Annotated in this window: 17 protein-coding genes; 10 read left to right on the plus strand and 7 right to left on the minus strand. The window is 64.7% G+C overall.

What is annotated here, in order from left to right; translation table 11 throughout:
• Position 1: 1 nt before the first annotated feature.
• The 6 genes from gcvH to WFP44_RS02470 are packed head-to-tail and all read right to left on the minus strand — an operon-like array spanning position 2 to position 7122.
• Entirely contained in the window at positions 2-376 is a 375-nt protein-coding gene (gene gcvH / locus WFP44_RS02445) for a glycine cleavage system protein GcvH (RefSeq protein ID WP_336924762.1), read from the minus strand.
• Position 377: 1 nt separating this feature from the next.
• The gene (gcvT, locus tag WFP44_RS02450; protein WP_336924763.1) at positions 378-1487 is read right to left on the minus strand and encodes a glycine cleavage system aminomethyltransferase GcvT; all 1110 of its coding nucleotides are present in this window, start codon (positions 1485-1487) and stop codon (positions 378-380) included.
• Positions 1488-1501: 14 nt separating this feature from the next.
• Entirely contained in the window at positions 1502-4144 is a 2643-nt protein-coding gene (gene metH, locus WFP44_RS02455; protein WP_336924764.1) for a methionine synthase, read from the minus strand.
• 2 nt (positions 4145-4146) lie between these two features.
• Positions 4147-5193 (minus strand): homocysteine S-methyltransferase family protein, encoded by a 1047-nt coding sequence (locus WFP44_RS02460; RefSeq protein WP_336924765.1) that lies wholly within the window; start codon positions 5191-5193, stop codon positions 4147-4149.
• On the minus strand, positions 5190-6119 hold the full coding sequence (gene metF, locus WFP44_RS02465) for a methylenetetrahydrofolate reductase [NAD(P)H] (RefSeq protein WP_336924766.1): 930 nt from the start codon (positions 6117-6119) through the stop codon (positions 5190-5192). Before metF ends, WFP44_RS02460 begins: the two co-directional genes overlap by 4 nt.
• Positions 6112-7122 (minus strand): ArsR/SmtB family transcription factor, encoded by a 1011-nt coding sequence (locus tag WFP44_RS02470; protein ID WP_336924767.1) that lies wholly within the window; start codon positions 7120-7122, stop codon positions 6112-6114. The genes metF and WFP44_RS02470 overlap by 8 nt, the downstream gene beginning before the upstream one ends.
• Positions 7123-7282: 160 nt before the next feature.
• Between WFP44_RS02470 and WFP44_RS02475 the strand changes: the two genes are divergently transcribed.
• Positions 7283-7981, plus strand: a complete 699-nt coding sequence (locus WFP44_RS02475) for a Crp/Fnr family transcriptional regulator (protein WP_336924768.1) — start codon at positions 7283-7285, stop codon at positions 7979-7981.
• Positions 7982-8046: 65 nt separating this feature from the next.
• Here WFP44_RS02475 and WFP44_RS02480 read toward each other — a convergent pair whose 3' ends face one another.
• Entirely contained in the window at positions 8047-8730 is a 684-nt protein-coding gene (locus WFP44_RS02480) for an OmpW/AlkL family protein (protein ID WP_336924770.1), read from the minus strand.
• A gap of 214 nt (positions 8731-8944) precedes the next feature.
• Here WFP44_RS02480 and ccoN point away from each other — a divergent pair, with 214 nt between their 5' ends.
• The 9 genes from ccoN to WFP44_RS02525 are packed head-to-tail and all read left to right on the plus strand — an operon-like array spanning position 8945 to position 16921.
• Entirely contained in the window at positions 8945-10609 is a 1665-nt protein-coding gene (ccoN, locus tag WFP44_RS02485; RefSeq protein ID WP_336924772.1) for a cytochrome-c oxidase, cbb3-type subunit I, read from the plus strand.
• Positions 10610-10621: 12 nt separating this feature from the next.
• On the plus strand, positions 10622-11386 hold the full coding sequence (gene ccoO / locus WFP44_RS02490) for a cytochrome-c oxidase, cbb3-type subunit II (protein ID WP_336924773.1): 765 nt from the start codon (positions 10622-10624) through the stop codon (positions 11384-11386).
• Positions 11383-11556, plus strand: a complete 174-nt coding sequence (locus WFP44_RS02495; protein WP_336924774.1) for a cbb3-type cytochrome c oxidase subunit 3 — start codon at positions 11383-11385, stop codon at positions 11554-11556. The genes ccoO and WFP44_RS02495 overlap by 4 nt, the downstream gene beginning before the upstream one ends.
• Positions 11546-12502 (plus strand): cytochrome-c oxidase, cbb3-type subunit III, encoded by a 957-nt coding sequence (ccoP, locus tag WFP44_RS02500; protein ID WP_336924775.1) that lies wholly within the window; start codon positions 11546-11548, stop codon positions 12500-12502. Before WFP44_RS02495 ends, ccoP begins: the two co-directional genes overlap by 11 nt.
• Positions 12489-13952: a cytochrome c oxidase accessory protein CcoG gene (gene ccoG, locus WFP44_RS02505; RefSeq protein WP_336924776.1), complete on the plus strand. Its 1464-nt coding sequence runs from the start codon at positions 12489-12491 to the stop codon at positions 13950-13952. The genes ccoP and ccoG overlap by 14 nt, the downstream gene beginning before the upstream one ends.
• Before the next feature lie 2 nt (positions 13953-13954).
• The gene (locus WFP44_RS02510; protein WP_336924777.1) at positions 13955-14428 is read left to right on the plus strand and encodes a FixH family protein; all 474 of its coding nucleotides are present in this window, start codon (positions 13955-13957) and stop codon (positions 14426-14428) included.
• Entirely contained in the window at positions 14425-16542 is a 2118-nt protein-coding gene (locus WFP44_RS02515) for a heavy metal translocating P-type ATPase (RefSeq protein ID WP_336924778.1), read from the plus strand. The genes WFP44_RS02510 and WFP44_RS02515 overlap by 4 nt, the downstream gene beginning before the upstream one ends.
• Positions 16539-16694 carry a cbb3-type cytochrome oxidase assembly protein CcoS gene (gene ccoS, locus WFP44_RS02520; protein WP_336924779.1) on the plus strand — a complete coding sequence of 52 codons (156 nt, stop codon included), beginning with the start codon at positions 16539-16541 and terminating at the stop codon, positions 16692-16694. Before WFP44_RS02515 ends, ccoS begins: the two co-directional genes overlap by 4 nt.
• Positions 16691-16921, plus strand: a complete 231-nt coding sequence (locus WFP44_RS02525; RefSeq protein WP_336924780.1) for a hypothetical protein — start codon at positions 16691-16693, stop codon at positions 16919-16921. Before ccoS ends, WFP44_RS02525 begins: the two co-directional genes overlap by 4 nt.
• Positions 16922-16923: the final 2 nt, after the last annotated feature.

Genomic DNA, 16923 nt, shown 5'->3' on the forward strand with positions numbered 1-16923 from the left:
ATCAGCTCCGTTCGGCCAGAAAGGCGCGGTAGGCGGCCTCGTCCATCAGCCCGTCCAGCTCTGCCGGATCGGAAAGGCTTATGCGGAAGAACCAGCCGTCCTCTTCGGGCGAGGTATTGGCAAGCGAAGGGTCATCCTCCAGCGCGGCATTGCCCGCCACCACCGTGCCGCTGACGGGGGTGTAGACATCGGATGCGGCCTTGACCGATTCCACCACGGCGGCATCGTCACCCTTTGTCAGCGAGGTGCCGGGTGCGGGCAATTCCACGAACACGATATCACCCAGCTGCATCTGGGCATAATGGGTAATCCCGACCGTGGCTTCCTCGCCATTCACGGCGATCCATTCGTGATCCTTGGTATACAGCAGCGACATCTCAGACACTTCCTTTGCGGACATAGCGATGGGGGACGAAGGGCAGGGGGGTGATACGGGCGGGCAGATCCTTGCCGCGCACTTGCACGGTCAGCGATGTGCCCTCCTTCGCCAAAGCGGGCGGAACGAAGGCGAGCGCGATCGGATGGCTCAGACTGGGTGAAAAGCCGCCGGAGGTTACGCGGCCGACTTCATGCCCGTCATGCATTACCACTGCCCCTTCCCGCGCGGGCAGGCGACCTTCCAGTGCGAGCCCCACACGCAGATTGGTCGGGCCTGCGGCGGCAAGGCGCGCCAGCGCCGCATGGCCGTTGAAACCGCCCGCTGCCATGCGCGCCGGTGACAGGGCAAAGCCAAGGCCCGCGCTCAGCGGATCGGTGTTCTCGTCCAGATCATGCCCGTAAAGCGGCAGGCCGGCCTCCAGCCGCAGCGAATCGCGCGCGCCAAGGCCGGCCGGGCGGCAGCGCTCATCCGCGATCAGGGCATCGGCAAACGCTGTGGCAGCAGCAGCGGGCAGGCTGATCTCGAAACCGTCCTCGCCGCTATAGCCTGACCGGCTGATCCACAGGCGCGCGCCTTCCCATGCGAAAGCGGCGGCGGTCATGAAGGAGAGCGCGGCGATACCCGGCACAAGCGCATCCAGCACCTTGGCCGCCAATGGCCCCTGCAGCGCGAGCAGCGCCTGATCTTCGGCAAGCGTCACTGCCGCATCGGGCGCAGCAACGCCTTGCATATACGCCAGATCGGAAAGCCGTGTGGCCCCGTTCACGATCAGCAGGAAGTCCTCCGCTCGCCGGGTAAGCATAAGATCGTCGATGATGCCGCCAGCTTCGTTCAGCAGCAGCGCATAGCGGATGCGCCCCGGTGCCAGATTGGCGACAGCAGTGGGCAAGAGCGATTCCAGCAGGGGAATTGCACCCGCCCCCGATGCGCTGATCTGCCCCATATGGCTGACATCGAACAGGCTGGCGCTGGTGCGCGTCCATTCGTGCTCGGCCAGGATCCCGGCAAATTGCAACGGCATGGCAAAACCCGCAAAGGGAACCATGCGCGCGCCGTGTTTGCGGTGCCAGGCATCGAGGGGAAGAGTGAGGGGTTCGGTCTGCGTCATGTGTGTTGCGCCCCTCAATCCAGATTGGGCCGCAGCCAACGGCGCGCCTCGTCCAGCGGAATCCCCGCCCGTGCGGCGTAATCGGCCAGCTGATCCTCCCCGATGCGTGCCACGCCGAAATACTGGCTGTCCGGATGCGCGAAATAGAACCCCGACACCGCCGATACGGGCAGCATGGCGAGACTCTCGGTCAGCGTAATCCCCGTGGTGGCGGGTGCATCCAGCAGATCGAACAGCCTGATTTTCAGCGTGTGATCAGGGCAGGCGGGATAGCCGGGGGCGGGGCGGATGCCGTGATAGCTTTCGGCAATGAGCTGCGCATTGCTGAGCGCTTCGTCCGGCGCATAACCCCACAGCTGCGTGCGCACATACTGGTGCAGCCGCTCGGCAAAGGCTTCGGCAAACCGGTCAGCCAGCGCTTTGAGCAGGATATCGTTGTAATCGTCATGCGCGCCGCGGAAGCGTTCCAGATTCGGTTCGATCCCGTGAATGCCCACCGCAAAGCCGCCGATCCAGTCGCCATCGGGCGCGATGAAATCGGCAAGGCAGAAATTGGCGCGGTCCCGGCTCTTGCTTACTTGCTGGCGCAGGAAGGGCAGGCGCGTGCCGTTCTCCAGCAGCACGTCATCCCCGTGGCGCGTGCAGGGCCAGAATTCGCATACACCGCGAGGCGCGAGCCAGTTTTCCTCCACGATCCGCTCCAGCATGGCCTGCGCATCGGCAAACAGCGCACGGGCGCTTTCCCCCACCACGGGGTCATCAAGGATAGCGGGAAAGACGCCCGCCAGTTCCCACGCGCGGAAAAACGGCGTCCAGTCGATATATTCGCGCAAATCCGCCAAGTCCCATGCCGGGAAGACATGGCGGCCCGGATGCAGCGGCGGCGGCGCCTTGGCGGCAGGGTCTGCGGCAAAGCCATTGGCGCGGGCATCGGCAATCGGCAGCAGATCGGACTTGCCCTTGCCGCCACGCGCGCTGCGCACCGCTTCGTATTCGGCCTTGGTTTCAGCAACAATGCCTGTCCGCTGCGTATCGGACAGAAGCCGCGAGGCAACGCCCACCGCGCGGCTGGCATCGAGCACGTGCAGCACGGGGCCGGAATAGGCCGGATCAATCCGCAGCGCGGTATGCACCTTGCTGGTGGTGGCCCCGCCGATCAGCAGCGGGATGGAAAGGCCCGCGCGTTCCATTTCCTGGGCCACGGTCACCATTTCATCGAGCGAGGGGGTAATCAGGCCGGAAAGCCCGATCATATCCGCATTTTCGGCCCGCGCGGTGTCCAGGATCGTGGCCCATGGCACCATCACGCCAAGGTCGATCACTTCGTAGCCGTTGCACTGCAAAACCACGCCCACGATGTTCTTGCCGATGTCGTGCACATCGCCTTTCACCGTCGCCATGACGATGCGGCCCTTGGCGCGGGTGGAGGCGTCTTTCTCCGCCTCGATATAGGGGATGAGGTGCGCGACCGCCTTTTTCATCACTCGGGCGGATTTGACGACTTGCGGCAGGAACATCTGGCCCGATCCGAACAGATCGCCCACCACGTTCATCCCGTCCATTAACGGGCCTTCGATCACTTCGATCGGGCGCTTGACCCCTTTTCGGGCCTCCTCGGTATCTTCCACCACAAAGGCGTCAATCCCGCGCACAAGGGCGTATTCCAGCCGTTTGCGCACATCCCAGCCGCGCCATTCGGCGGCGTCCGCTTCCTTCGCCGCATCCTTGCCGCGATAGCTTTCGGCCAGATGGATCAGCCGCTCGGTCGCGCTGGCAAAACCGCTGCCTTGTGGCGGCGGGCGCATCAGGATCACATCCTCGCACGCATTGCGCAGAACGGGGTCGATCTGGTCGTAAATGTCGAGTTGGCCCGCATTCACGATCGCCATGTCGAGACCAGCGGGGATCGCGTGATAGAGGAACACCGAATGCATTGCGCGGCGCACCGTTTCGTTGCCGCGAAAGCTGAAGGAGAGGTTGGACAAACCGCCCGAACAGTGCACGTGCGGGCAGGTGGCGCGGATTTCCCGCACCGCCTCGATGAAATCGAGGGCGTAGCGATCGTGCTCCTCCATCCCCGTCGCCACGGCGAAGATGTTGGGATCAAAGATGATGTCCTGCGGCGGAAAGCCGATGCCCGTTAGCAGGGCGTAGGCGCGCTGGCATATCTCCACCTTGCGCGCGCGGGTGTCGGCCTGGCCCGCCTCGTCAAAGGCCATGACCACCACCGCCGCGCCCAGATCCATGCAGATGCGCGCCTGCGCCAGAAAGGGTGCTTCGCCTTCCTTCAGGCTGATCGAATTGGCGATGGGCTTGCCCGATACCCATTTCAGCCCTGCCTCGATAACCTCCCAGCGGGAGGAATCGACCATCACCGGCACGCGGGCAATATCGGGTTCGGTGGCGATCAGGCGCAGGAAGGTGGTCATCGCCTCCACCGCGTCCAGCAGGCCTTCATCCATGTTCACATCGATGATCTGCGCGCCGTTTTCGACCTGCTGGCGCGCCACTTCCACCGCGGCCACATAATCGCCCGCCAGGATCAGCTTCTTGAAGGCGGCCGATCCGGTGACATTGGTGCGTTCGCCCACATTGATGAAGCGGGCGCCCGTTGCAGCAGGGGCGGCTTGGCGTTCCAGAAGGGCGGTTTGCGTCATGCTCAGGCGGCCAGCACCAGCGGTTCCAGCCCGGCGAGAGCGGTCTGGCGGCTGGCTGGCGGAACAGGGCGGGGAGCAAGGCCTTCGACCGCCGCCGCCATCGCAGCGATGTGCGCCGGGGTGGAGCCGCAGCAGCCGCCAATAATGTTCACCGCGCCGTCCACCGCCCAACCACGCAAATGCGCGGCGGTGGTTTCGGGCGCTTCGTCATATTGGCCCAGTTCGTTGGGCAGGCCTGCATTCGGGTAAGCGAGCAGCAGGCAATCCGCGATCCGCGAAAGTTGCTGCACATGGGGCCGCAATTGTTCCGCGCCGAACGAACAATTGAGGCCCACGGTCAGGGGCTGTGCATGGCGCACGCTGTGCCAGAATGCGTCCACCGTATGGCCCGACAAATTGCGGCCCGACAGGTCGGTCAGCGTCATGGACAGCATCAGCGGAATGTCGCGGCCCAGTTCGCGCGCCAACTGGCGCACGGCATAGATCGCCGCCTTGGCGTTCAGCGTGTCAAAGACGGTTTCCACCAGAATGAAGTCGACACCGCCTTGGGCCAATGCTGCGGCCTGTTCGCGGTAAACCTCTGCCAAATAGTCAAAACTTATCTCGCGATAACCGGGGTCTTCCACGCGGGGCGAAAGCGAAAGCGTCTTGTTGGTCGGCCCCATGGCGCCCGCCACGAAACGGCGGCGGCCATCGGCGGCGGCAAAGCGATCGGCGGCGGCGCGCGCGATTCGTGCGGAAGCAAGGTTGATATCCCCCACCAGCCCTTCGGCTCCGTAATCGGCCTGGCTGATGCGGTTGGCGGAGAAGGTGTTGGTGGACACGATATCCGATCCGGCCGCAAAATAGGCGGTGGTAATGGCCTCGATCACATCGGGGCGGGTCAGGGCGAGGATGTCGTTATTGCCCGTCTGGTCGTGCGCCAGCGCCAGATCGCCGGCGAAATCGCCCGCCTGCAAACGCCGCGCCTGAATCTCGGTGCCGAACGCGCCGTCGAAGATCAGGACCCGGCGCGCGGCTTCGGCCAGCAGAGCCTCGCGGGGGGTCATGCCGCCTGCTCCAGCACGGCTCCGGCCCGGCGGCCCAGCAGATGGCACAGCGCCGCCGTCATGTCCGCGCGGTTGAGCGTGTAGAAATGAAACTCGCGCACGCCGCCCGCGTAAAGCTGGCTGCACAATTCGGCGGCCAGCGTGGCAGCGACGAGCTGACGCGTTTCGGGCATCTGGTCGAGCCCGGCAAACAGGTCCGCCATCCAGCCGGGGACTTCGGCACCGCACTGCCTGGCGAATTTGCAGGTCTGCGCAAAATTGGTCACCGGCAGGATTCCGGGAACGATGGGGGCTGTAATGCCCGCCGCCGCTGCCCGGTCGCGGAACCGCAGAAAGGCGTCGGCGGTGAAGAAAAACTGCGTCAATGCGCGGGTGGCCCCGGCATCCAGCTTGCGCTTCAGATTGTCGAGATCGGCTTCGGCGCTCAGCGCATCGGGATGCACTTCGGGATAGGCGGCGACCGAGATTTCGAACGGAGCAATGCGGGTGAGGCCCGCTACCAGCTCCGCCGCGTTGCGATACCCGTCGGGATGCGGCGTGAAGGGCGCACCGGGTTCCGCCCCATCGCCGCGCAGCGCCACGATGTGCCGCACGCCGGCAGCGTGAAACTGGCGCGCTTGCGCATCCACTTCCGCGCGGCTTGCACCCGCACAGGTCAGATGCGCAGCTACCGGCACGGAGAAACCGCGCAGCAGCGCTTCCACCGTGGCGAGCGAACAATCGCGCGTGGTGCCGCCCGCGCCATAGGTAACCGACATGAAGGACGGCCCCGCTGGCACCAGGCGGGCAACGGCCGCCTGCAGATCCGCCGCCGCCTTGGCGTTGCGCGCCGGAAAGAATTCAAACGACACCGCAATATCGCCCAGCGGGCGGGCATAGATCGAGGAAAGGCCTGCGCCGCCCCGGTCAAGGTCGAAGCTAATCACGGGCCGCTTCCTTGCCGGCATATGCGATCCTGGCCGGGCGTGCGCAGGTTGCCGCGGGCTGACGCGTGGCGATCCAGATCTTGGTCGTCAGCCCTCGGCCGGGGAGCACGATCGGAACCTCTGCGGCAAAGCCGCTGGCACTGAGCCAGTCGAGCATCTGTTCGTCGGAAAAGCCCAGCCGCGTATGCGCGTGGCGTTCGCGCAGTTCCTCGCGCTCATGCGCGGCAAGATCGACAATCGCGATGCGCCCGCCGGGCCGGCAGACGCGACCTGCCTCTGCCAGCGGCAGCGCCGGATTGGCCGCGTAATGCAGCACCTGATGCAGCGTGATGGTGTCGAAACTGGCGGCAGGGAAGGGGAGCGAGGAGAAATCCCCCTGCACCAGTTCCCATCGCTCGACCGGCTGATCCTGCAACCGCGCGCGGGCAAGGCCGAGCATTTCCGGACTGCGGTCAAAACCCACCACATGGTCGGCCTGCTTTGCCAGCAGATCGGCAATGCGCCCCGTGCCCGTGCCGATATCGAGCAGTTGGCCCAGGCTTGCCGTGCCCAGCGCGGCTTTCAGGGCGTTTTCCACCTTGTTCGGCGGGCACAGCATGGCGCGCATCGCATCCCATTCGCCGGCATGGCGGGCAAAATATTGCGCGGCGCGTTCTTCGCGTGCGGAACGGATGGCGGCGAGGTGGCGGCGATCCTCCGCGCAGCGGGCGGCGAAATCATCATCCTGCGCCTCGCACGCCTCCAGCAGGCGGGCAACGGCGGCGTGGGTGCCGAGCGGAGACGTGGGAGAAACCGCATGGCGCAGGAAGATCCAGCTTCCCTCGCGCCGTCGTTCAGCAAGGCCGCTGGCGCACAGAATGGCGATGTGGCGCGACACGCGCGGCTGGCTTTGGCCCAGCACCTGCGCCAGTTCGCCCACCGCCAAATCGAGATGCGCGAGCAGCCGCATGATGCGCAGGCGGGTAGGGTCGGCAAGGGCACGGAAAAGTGTTTCGGTTTCCATGACTTGGTTACATATAAGGATATTGTTATATCTGCAATGTCAATCTACGAACCTTGTTGATACTGCCCGCCGGGGCCGTGCCTGCGGCAGGCGCGATGCTCAAGAAACCGCAGAATTGCGCGGATTGCCGCGGTCCTGTGCGCATGGTAAGCGTAGGCGCATGGGATCGTGTGACACCTGCCTTGTGCGCAACCGGGCCATTTGTTCGGCTCTTGATGGCGAAGAAGTCCAACTGCTTAACGCGATTGGCCGCCGCAAAGCGCTCGCCGCGGGCGATCCGCTGATCTGGGAGGGGGATGATTCTCTCCTCGTCGCGAATGTGATCGAGGGGATGCTCAAGCTTACCAATTCGACCGAGGACGGGCGCGAACAGATCGTGGGCGTGGTCTATCCCTCCGATTTTATCGGCCGCCCCTTTGGCGCCAGGGCAAACCATTCGGTGACCGCGCTGACCGATGCGCGCGTATGCATTTTTGCGCGCAGCGATTTCGACCGGTTCGCCGCTGATCACCCCGCGCTGGAGCACAAATTGCTGGAGCGCACGCTGACCGAACTGGACCGCACGCGCAGCTGGATGCTGCTGCTGGCGCGCAAGAGCGCGGAGGAGAAGGTTGCCACCTTCCTCCTCGATATGTCCGCCCGGCTGGTCGATTCGACCTGCACCACGCCGCATCACGGCCCGCTGGATGAGTTCGAATTGCCGTTTTCGCGCCAGCAGATTGGCGATATTCTGGGTGTCACCATCGAAACGGTCAGCCGCCAGATGACGCGGCTGAAGCGGGACGGGGTGCTCGATTTGCCGACCCGCCGTTCGGTCCGCATCCTCGATCGGCTCGCTCTGGAAGCGATGGCGGGCTAATCGGCACGCAAAAAGGGCGGGCCAGCCACAACCGACCCGCCCCTGCAATTTCCTGGATTAGCCGCTCAGAAGCGGAAGCCGACGCCCGCGCTCAGCACCCAGGGATCCAGCTTGTGCTCAGTCTCGATGACCTTGGTATTGCCCGCAAACCAGCGCGCCGTGGTATCCACGAAATAGCGTTTGGCATCGAGGCTGACGAGCAGGTTCTCGCCCACCGGCACGTCCACACCGGCCTGCAACGCCAAGCCCAGTTCGTTGCTCAGTGATTGGCGCGTGACGCCCAGCGGAATGGTCTGCGCGCCGGGCGCATCGTTGATCCAGATGAAATAGGTCGGGCCAGCGCCGACATAGGGCGAAATGCCGCCCGGATTGAGGTGGTATTTCAGCGTGAAGGTGGCCGGGATCACGCGCGAGTTCGACACTGCCTCCGCGCCCGCCAGCGGCCCGGCAACCACATCCACATCGTGCTGCGTGACACAGCAGATCGTTTCCAGCGAGATATTGGGCGAGAAGAAATATTCGATCGCCACCGTGGGCACCACATTGTCATTCGCCGCGGTCTGCGTGGTGGCAGGAAGCGGCCCCAGCAGCGGGGCATCGGTGATCTTGCCATCGGGCAGCACTGCGGTGGCAAGCACTTTGACCTGAATGTCACCGGCTTCCTGCGCTGCGGCGGGGGAGGTGCCGAGCATGGCTGCCAGAGCAAGCACGAGAGCGGGGGAAATCGGGTTGCGCATGATATGGCGCATTGTTCTTCTCCGTCATGCCGCCGGCGGCTGCCCCTTGCAGCCAGACTTCTGCGCGGCATGGCGCCCCATGAACCTGCCCGCGCAACCGAACATTGATTGAACGCAAATCGCCTTTTTGAAGCGTTCGCATCCGTGAAATCATAGATTTGACGCCAGTCAATGTCCGCCGGCGGGTGCGCGTCCATTGGCCGACCATTCGAAGGGGAAATGGTCAATGGAAACTCTGACGACTCGCGCCGGTATGTGGTTTGCGCTGCTGGTTCTGGCGATCATGGCGGCCGCGCTTTCGCGCGATGCCGCCTTCGGTATTCATATGTCCATCGTTGCATTCGCAGTGGCAATCGCGCTGTGGTGGACTTTGGCAAAAACGAAGGTGGACACGGCCGGGACATGGCTGCGCGCACCACATGATGAGGGCGTCTATGACGACGAGCCCATCCGCTGGGGCGTCATCGCCACGCTGTTCTGGGGCATTGCCGGCTTTGCCGCCGGGCTGTTCATCGCCTTGCAACTGGCGTTCCCCGCGCTCAATTTCGAGCCTTACCTGAACTTTGGCCGTGTGCGCCCGCTGCACACGAGCGCGGTGATCTTTGCCTTTGGTGGTAACGCGCTGATCTGCACCAGCTTTTATGTCGTGCAGCGCACCTGCCGCGCGCGGCTGGCCTTTCCCGGCCTCGCCCGTTTCGTGTTCTGGGGATACCAGCTTTTCATCGTGCTGGCGGCCACGGGCTACCTTCTGGGGGTCACCCAGTCCAAGGAATATGCCGAGCCGGAATGGTATGTCGACTGGTGGCTGACCGCGGTGTGGGTCGCCTATCTGATCGTGTTCGTCGGCACGATCATCAAGCGCCGTGAACCGCATATCTATGTCGCCAATTGGTTCTATCTCGCCTTCATCCTGACTGTGGCGATGCTGCACATCGTCAACAATCTGGATATGCCCGTGCATTTGCTGGGCAGCCGTTCCTATCCGCTGTTTGCCGGCGTGCAGGGCGCGCTGGTGCAGTGGTGGTATGGCCATAACGCGGTGGGCTTTTTCCTGACCGCAGGCTTTCTGGCGATGATGTATTACTTCGTGCCCAAGCAGGCGGAACGGCCCATTTTCAGCTACCGCCTGTCGATCATCCACTTCTGGTCGCTGATCTTCCTCTACATCTGGGCGGGGCCGCACCATCTGCATTACACTGCGCTGCCCGATTGGGCGCAGACGCTGGGCATGGTGTTCTCGATCATGCTGTGGATGCCCAGCTGGGGCGGCATGATCAACGGCCTGCTGACGCTGAACGGCGCGTGGGACAAGATCCGCACCGATCCGATCATCCGCATGATGGTATGGGCGCTCGCCTTCTACGGCATGAGCACTTTTGAAGGCCCGCTGCTGAGCATCAAGGCGGTCAATTCGATGTCGCACTATACCGACTGGACGATTGGCCATGTCCATTCGGGCGCGCTGGGATGGAACGGCATGATCACCTTTGCCGCCATGTATTTCCTCGCGCCGCGCCTGTGGGGCCGCCAGCGGCTCTACTCGCTTCGCATGGTGAACTGGCACTTCTGGCTCGCGACGCTGGGGATCGTGTTCTACGCCGCCAGTATGTGGGTGGCCGGCATGATGCAGGGCTATATGTGGCGCGAATACGGGGCCGATGGCTACCTGGTGAACAGCTTTGCCGAAACGGTCAGCGCCATGTGGCCGATGTATGTGGCGCGCGCCTTTGGCGGCCTGCTCTACATCGCTGGCGCGGTGATCATGGTCTACAACATCTGGATGACCATTGCCGGCCGCTTGCGTGTCGAAGCGCCGCTGGAAACCGCCCGCTACAATCCCGAAACCGACCGCCCGCTGCCGGTCTCGCCCACCGCGCAACCGGCCGAGTAAGGGGGACGATCAATGACTGATGTAACACACAAAGAGGCGCTTTCCGGCCACAAGAAGCTGGAACGCAATGTCACCCTGCTGGGCGCGGTGGCCTTGGTGACGGTGGCGATCGGCGGGATCGTGGAAATTGCTCCGCTGTTCTGGATCGACAACACGATCGAGCCGGTGGAAGGGATGCGTCCCTACACCCCTCTGGAACAGGCCGGGCGCGACATCTATGTGCGCGAGGGGTGCTACACCTGCCACAGCCAGATGATCCGTCCTTTCCGCGACGAAGTGGAACGCTATGGCCATTATTCGCTGGCTGCGGAAAGTATGTACGACCATCCCTTCCAGTGGGGATCGAAGCGCACCGGGCCGGATCTGGCGCGCGTGGGCGGGCGTTACTCGGATGCCTGGCACGTCCAGCACCTGACCAATCCGCAAAGCGTGGTGCCCGAAAGCGTGATGCCGCAATACGGCTTCCTTGCCAGCCAGCCGCTCGATTTCCGCAACATTGGCGATCATCTGGTGGCGCTGCGCCGGGTGGGCGTGCCCTATACCGATGCCGATATCGAACAGGCCCGGCAGGATATTCTTGGCCAGGCCGATCCCGATGTTGCCCCCGGCGATCTGGTGGAACGCTATCCCGGCGCGCAGGTGCGCGATTTTGACGGCAATCCCGACGAAGTGACCGAGATGGACGCGCTGGTCGCCTATCTTCAGGTGCTGGGCACGATGGTGGATGTGAACGCGGCGGCCGCGCAGGAAGTTCTGGCAGGGGAGCGCGGACGATGAGTTGGCACTCAACTTACGATTTCCTGCGCCACATGGCGGACAGCTGGGGCCTGCTGGCGATGGTTCTGATGTGGATCGCCTTTGCCCTGTGGCCTTTCCGGCCCGGCGCAAAGCACCACAACGACCGCGCGGCCAACATGATTTTCGAGGACCAGAACGATGGCAAATGAACATGAGGGACATCCCGCTCCCCATCCGGGCCGCCGCATTGATGAACCGACCGGCGTGGAAACCGTGGGTCACGAATGGGACGGGATCGAGGAGTTGAACAACCCGCTGCCGCGCTGGTGGCTGTGGACCTTCTACCTGACCATTTTCTGGGCGCTGGCCTATGTCATCGCCTATCCGGCATGGCCGTTGATCGAGAAAGGCACCGAAGGGGTGCTGGGCTGGACCAGCCGCGGGCAACTGGCGGACGAACTGGCCGCCGAGCAGGCGCGCCGCGCGCCGCTGCTGGAAGCGATTGCTGCCACCCCGATTGAACAACTGCCCCAGAACGGCGAGCTGATGATGCAGGCCGTGGCGGGCGGCGCGGCCGCGTTCCGCGTGCATTGCGTGCAATGCCATGGCGCCAATGCGGCAGGGTTTGAAGGCTTCCCCAACCTGACCGATGACGAATGGCTGTGGGGGGGCGATATGCCCGCTATCGAAACCACGCTGCTGCATGGCATCCGCCACCCCGGCGATCCGGCCACACGCACCAGCCTCATGCCGGCTTTCGGGCAGACGGGCATTCTGGACAGCAGCCAGATCAGCCAGGTCACCGATCATGTGCTGTCGCTGACAGGCCGGGCCAATCCCAGTGCCGCCGGGGCGGAGATTTACGCCAATAATTGCGCGGTGTGCCATGGTGCGGATGGCGGCGGGCTGCGGCAATTCGGCACGCCCAGCCTGAACGATGCGGTCTGGCTTTATGGCAACAGCCGCGAGGCGATCCGCCAGCAGATCTTTGCTCCGCGCCACGGCGTGATGCCAAGCTGGGGCGACCGGCTTGATCCGGCTACTATCCGGATGCTGGCTGCCTATGTCCATTCGCTGGGCGGGGGTGAGGATTTCGTGGAAGCTGCGGCCGATCCGGCTGCGGCACCGGTGGCTGCGGTCAGTGGCGCAGAATAACCCCCTCATCCATCACAGCCCGCTGGGTGATTACGAAGCGCGGCGGGCCGTCCATCCCAAACGGATCGACGGCCCGTTCCGCCGCTTCAAATGGCTGATCATGGCGGTCACCTTGGCGATCTATTACGGAACGCCGTGGCTGCGCTGGGACCGGGGGCCTTACGCGCCCGATCAGGCGGTGCTGATCGATGTCGCCAATCGCCGGTTCTATATGTTCGATATCGAGATCTGGCCGCACGAATTCTATTTCGTCGCCGGCCTCCTCATCATGGCGGGCATTGGCCTGTTTCTGGTGACGAGCGCGGTGGGGCGCGCGTGGTGCGGCTATGCCTGCCCGCAGACCGTCTGGACCGATCTGTTTCAGCATATTGACCGCTTCTTTGACGGCGATCGCAACGCCCGTATGCGGCTCGACGCTGCGCCCTGGACATGGGGCAAGGTGGCGCGCCGCCTGTCGAAGTGGACGATCTACCTTGCCATCGCCTTCTGGACCGGCGGCGCGTGGATCATGTATTTTGCCGATGCGCCCACATTGGTGCGCGATTTCTGGGCGGGCGAGGCTGCGCCCGTTGCCTATATCACCGTCGCGGTGCTGACGCTGACCACCTTCGTGCTGGGCGGCTTCATGCGTGAACAGGTGTGCATCTATATGTGCCCCTGGCCGCGCATCCAGAGCGCGCTGATGGACGAGCATTCGCTCATGGTCACCTACAAGGACTGGCGCGGCGAACCGCGCGGCAGCGTGAAGAAGGCGGAGAAGAATCCGGGGGCGTTTGGCGACTGCGTGGATTGCAATATGTGCGCCGCAGTGTGCCCCACCGGCTGGGACATCCGCAAGGGGCCGGATATTTCCTGCATCACCTGCGGCCTGTGCATCGATGCCTGTGACCGGGTGATGAAGGAAGTGGGCCGTCCGCGCGGTCTGATCGATTACATCACGCTGGAAGATGCCAAGGCCGAGGCTGCCGGGGCGGCGCCGCGCGTGCCGTGGCGCAATCTCGCCCGCCCGCGCACGATCGCCTATTTCCTGATCTGGGGCAGCATCGGGGCAGGGCTGCTGTTCCTGCTCGGCACGCGCAGCCACACCGACATTTCCGCCGCGCCCGACCGCAACCCGGCCTTCACCGTGATGCGCGATGGCAGCGTGCGCAACAATTTCACCGTCAAGCTTCGCAACATGGAAACCCGCCCGCGTGAGATGGAAGTCTCTCTGCAAGGGCTGGAAGGCGGCCGGATGTGGACCGATACCATGCCTGCCGAACGCGCCGCGCGCACCCTGCGCTTCACCGTGCCTGCCGATGCGACCGAAACCATCCGCTTCTACGTTGTCTCGCCGCAAGGCACCGCCTCGCAGGACTTTGCCTTCCGTCTGGTGGCGCTGGACGAACAGGGCGAGATGGACACCGCCGATACACGCTTTGAATCGCCTGTCGGATCAGCAGGAGAATGACGATGACAGATATGCGCGCAGCAATCCCGCCCGCCCGCCGCTTCACCGGCTGGCATATGCTGGCGGTGATGGGGGCCTTTTTCGGCGTCATCATCGCGGTCAATTTCACCATGGCGCGCATCGCCATCGGCAGCTTTGGCGGGGTAGTGGTGGAAAACTCCTATGTCGCCAGCCAGGATTTCAACGATTGGCTGGAGCAGGCGCGCGCGCAAGAAGAGCTGGGCTGGCAGGTGGACAAATCGCTGTCCGCGGACCGGCGCGTGCTGCTGCGGATCACCGGGGCGCCGGCAACGCTCTCGATCACCGGCAGCGCCCGTCCCCCCCTTGGCGGGCAGGCGGGCGAACAACTCAGCTTCACCCGCATCGCGCCGGGCGAGTATGTCTCGACCAGTGCGCTGGCGGAAGGGCGCTGGGTCGTGCGTTTGCAGATCATGGGCGACGGGCATATCTGGCGCAGCGAAGAGGAACTGCGGTGAGCAAGCAGCCCGCCTTTGCCAGCGAACTGGAAACCAGTATTCTGGCCGTTCCCGGCGCGCATTGCGCCGGCTGCATGAGCAAGATCGAGCGCGGGCTTGCCGCTTTGCCTCAGGTCATAAGCGCGCGTGTCAACCTGACTTCGCGCATGGTCACCGTGGTGCACGATCCGGCGCTGGATGAGGGGCAGATCGTGGCCGAACTGGCGCGCATCGGCTTTGAAGCGCAGCGCCGCCCGCGCGAGGTCGCCAAGCCCTTTTCCGCCGTGAAGCCGCTGCTCGGCCCGCTGGCCGTGGCCGGCTTTGCGATGATGAATGTGATGCTGCTGTCGGTCAGCATCTGGTCAGGCGCGGACGGGTCAACCCGCGAGCTGTTCCACTGGATTTCCGCCGCGATTGCCTTGCCAGCGGTGGCTTATGCCGGCCAGCCCTTCTTCCGCTCGGCATGGGGCGCGCTGAAGCATGGGCGCACCAATATGGATGTGCCGATCTCCATCGGCGTCATCATTGCCTGCGCCTTGAGCGTTTACGAGACGATGACCGGCGGACGCCACGCCTGGTTCGACGGGGCGCTGATGCTGCTGGCGATCCTGCTGGCGGGCCGGGTGCTGGACGCGATGATGCGCGACCGCGCGCGCGCCGGGGTCGATGCCCTGCTCAGCCAGGCGGCGCAGGGCGCGCTGGTGGTGAACGAGGGCGGGGCGCTGGAATGGGTTGCCGCCGAAGCGTTGCAGCCCGGCATGGTGATGCGTGTCGCCGCCGGGGAAAGGCTGGCGGCAGACGGGTATATCCGCACCGGGGCGAGCCGCTTCGACCAGTCGCTGCTGACCGGCGAAACGCGGCCAATTGCCTGCGTGCAGGGGGACAAGGTGCTGGCGGGCACGCTCAATCTCGACGCGCCGGTGGATGTCGAAGTCAGCCATGCCGGGCAGAACACGGCACTGGCCGAAATCGCCCGGCTGATGGAAGCAAGCAGCCAGAACCGCAGCCGTTATGTCCGCATTGCCGATCGCGCCAGCCGCCTTTACGCGCCCGCCGTGCACACGCTGGCCGCGCTGTCGGTGCTCGGCTGGCTGATCGCGGGCGCATCGCTCTATCAGGCGCTGGTGATCGGCGTGGCGGTGCTGATCATCACCTGCCCGTGTGCCCTGGGCCTCGCGGTGCCGGTGGCGCAGGTGGTCGCCAGCGGATCGCTGCTGAAGGCCGGCATCATGGTGAAGGATGGCTCGGCAATCGAACGGCTGGCGAGCGTGGATCGCGCGCTGCTCGACAAGACCGGGACGCTCACGCTGGGGCGACCGGTTCCCGATGCCGCGGCGCTCGATGCGATGAGCGAGGAGGAAGCCGCTGTCGCATTGGCGCTCGCCTCGCACAGCCGGCATCCGCTCAGCCGTGCCTTGGCCGATGCGCTGATGCAGCGCGGCGTGAAACCTGCCGTGGTGGCAGCGGTGCGCGAGGAGGCGGGCGTGGGTCTGCGCGGGATGCTGGATGGCAAGGCGGTGGCCTTGCGCCGCCCGGAAAGCGCCAGCAGCATGGGCGTGGCGCTGGCGATTGCCGGAAAACCCACGCGCCTCATCCCCTTTGCCGACCGGCTGCGGGATGATGCGTTGGCAGCCTTGGCCGATCTCAATCGGCTGGGCATTTCTGCCTCGATCCTGTCTGGCGACAATGCCGATGCCGTGGCGCAGGTGGCGCGCGAGACCGGCCTGACCGGGCAGGCCGGTGCTTCGCCCGCCGAAAAGCAGGCCGCGATTGCCCGCCTGCAACGCGCCGGACACAAGGTCCTGATGGTGGGGGATGGGCTGAACGATGGCCCCGCCCTGGCCGCGGCGGATGCCAGCATGGCGCCGGGCAGCGCCAGCGATGTGGGGATGCAGGCGGCCGATATGGTGTTCGTGCAGCCCTCGCTTGCCAGCCTGCCGCGCGCCATCCGCGCCGCGCGGCGCACCATGGCGGTGGTGCGGCAGAACTTCGCGCTGGCTATCGGTTACAACGTGCTGGCGGTGCCGCTGGCGATTGCCGGTTATGTCACCCCGCTGATCGCGGCGCTGGCGATGTCGCTGTCCTCGCTGATCGTGGTGGCCAATTCGCTGCGGCTGATGCGGGCAGCACGATGACGGGGGTGCTGATCCTGATCCCCATCGCGCTGGGGCTGGGCCTGATGGGGCTGGCGGCGTTCTTCTGGGCGGTGCGCAGCGGGCAGTTCGAAGATCCCGATGGCGCGGCCAGCCGTATCCTGATGGATGACGACGACAGGCCCGCCGCATGAGCATGGGCACATTCCCTGCACTGATCGCGCTGCTGCCGGCGATGGTCGGCCCGCTGCCACTCGAACAAGGCGCGGGGCGCATAATGCTGGCGCTGTGCGGTGGCGGTGCGGTCGCGATTCAACTTGCAGGAGGGGATGCGCCCATGCCCGGCCCGGCCATGACCCCTTGCTGTGCCAAGGGATGCCGCAATTCGGAAAAGCGCCGCGCGACAAATGGCGACAATTGATC

It is taken from the genome of Alteraurantiacibacter palmitatis, assembly GCF_037154115.1.
In the GTDB taxonomy this organism is placed as follows: Bacteria; Pseudomonadota; Alphaproteobacteria; order Sphingomonadales; family Sphingomonadaceae; genus Alteraurantiacibacter; species Alteraurantiacibacter palmitatis.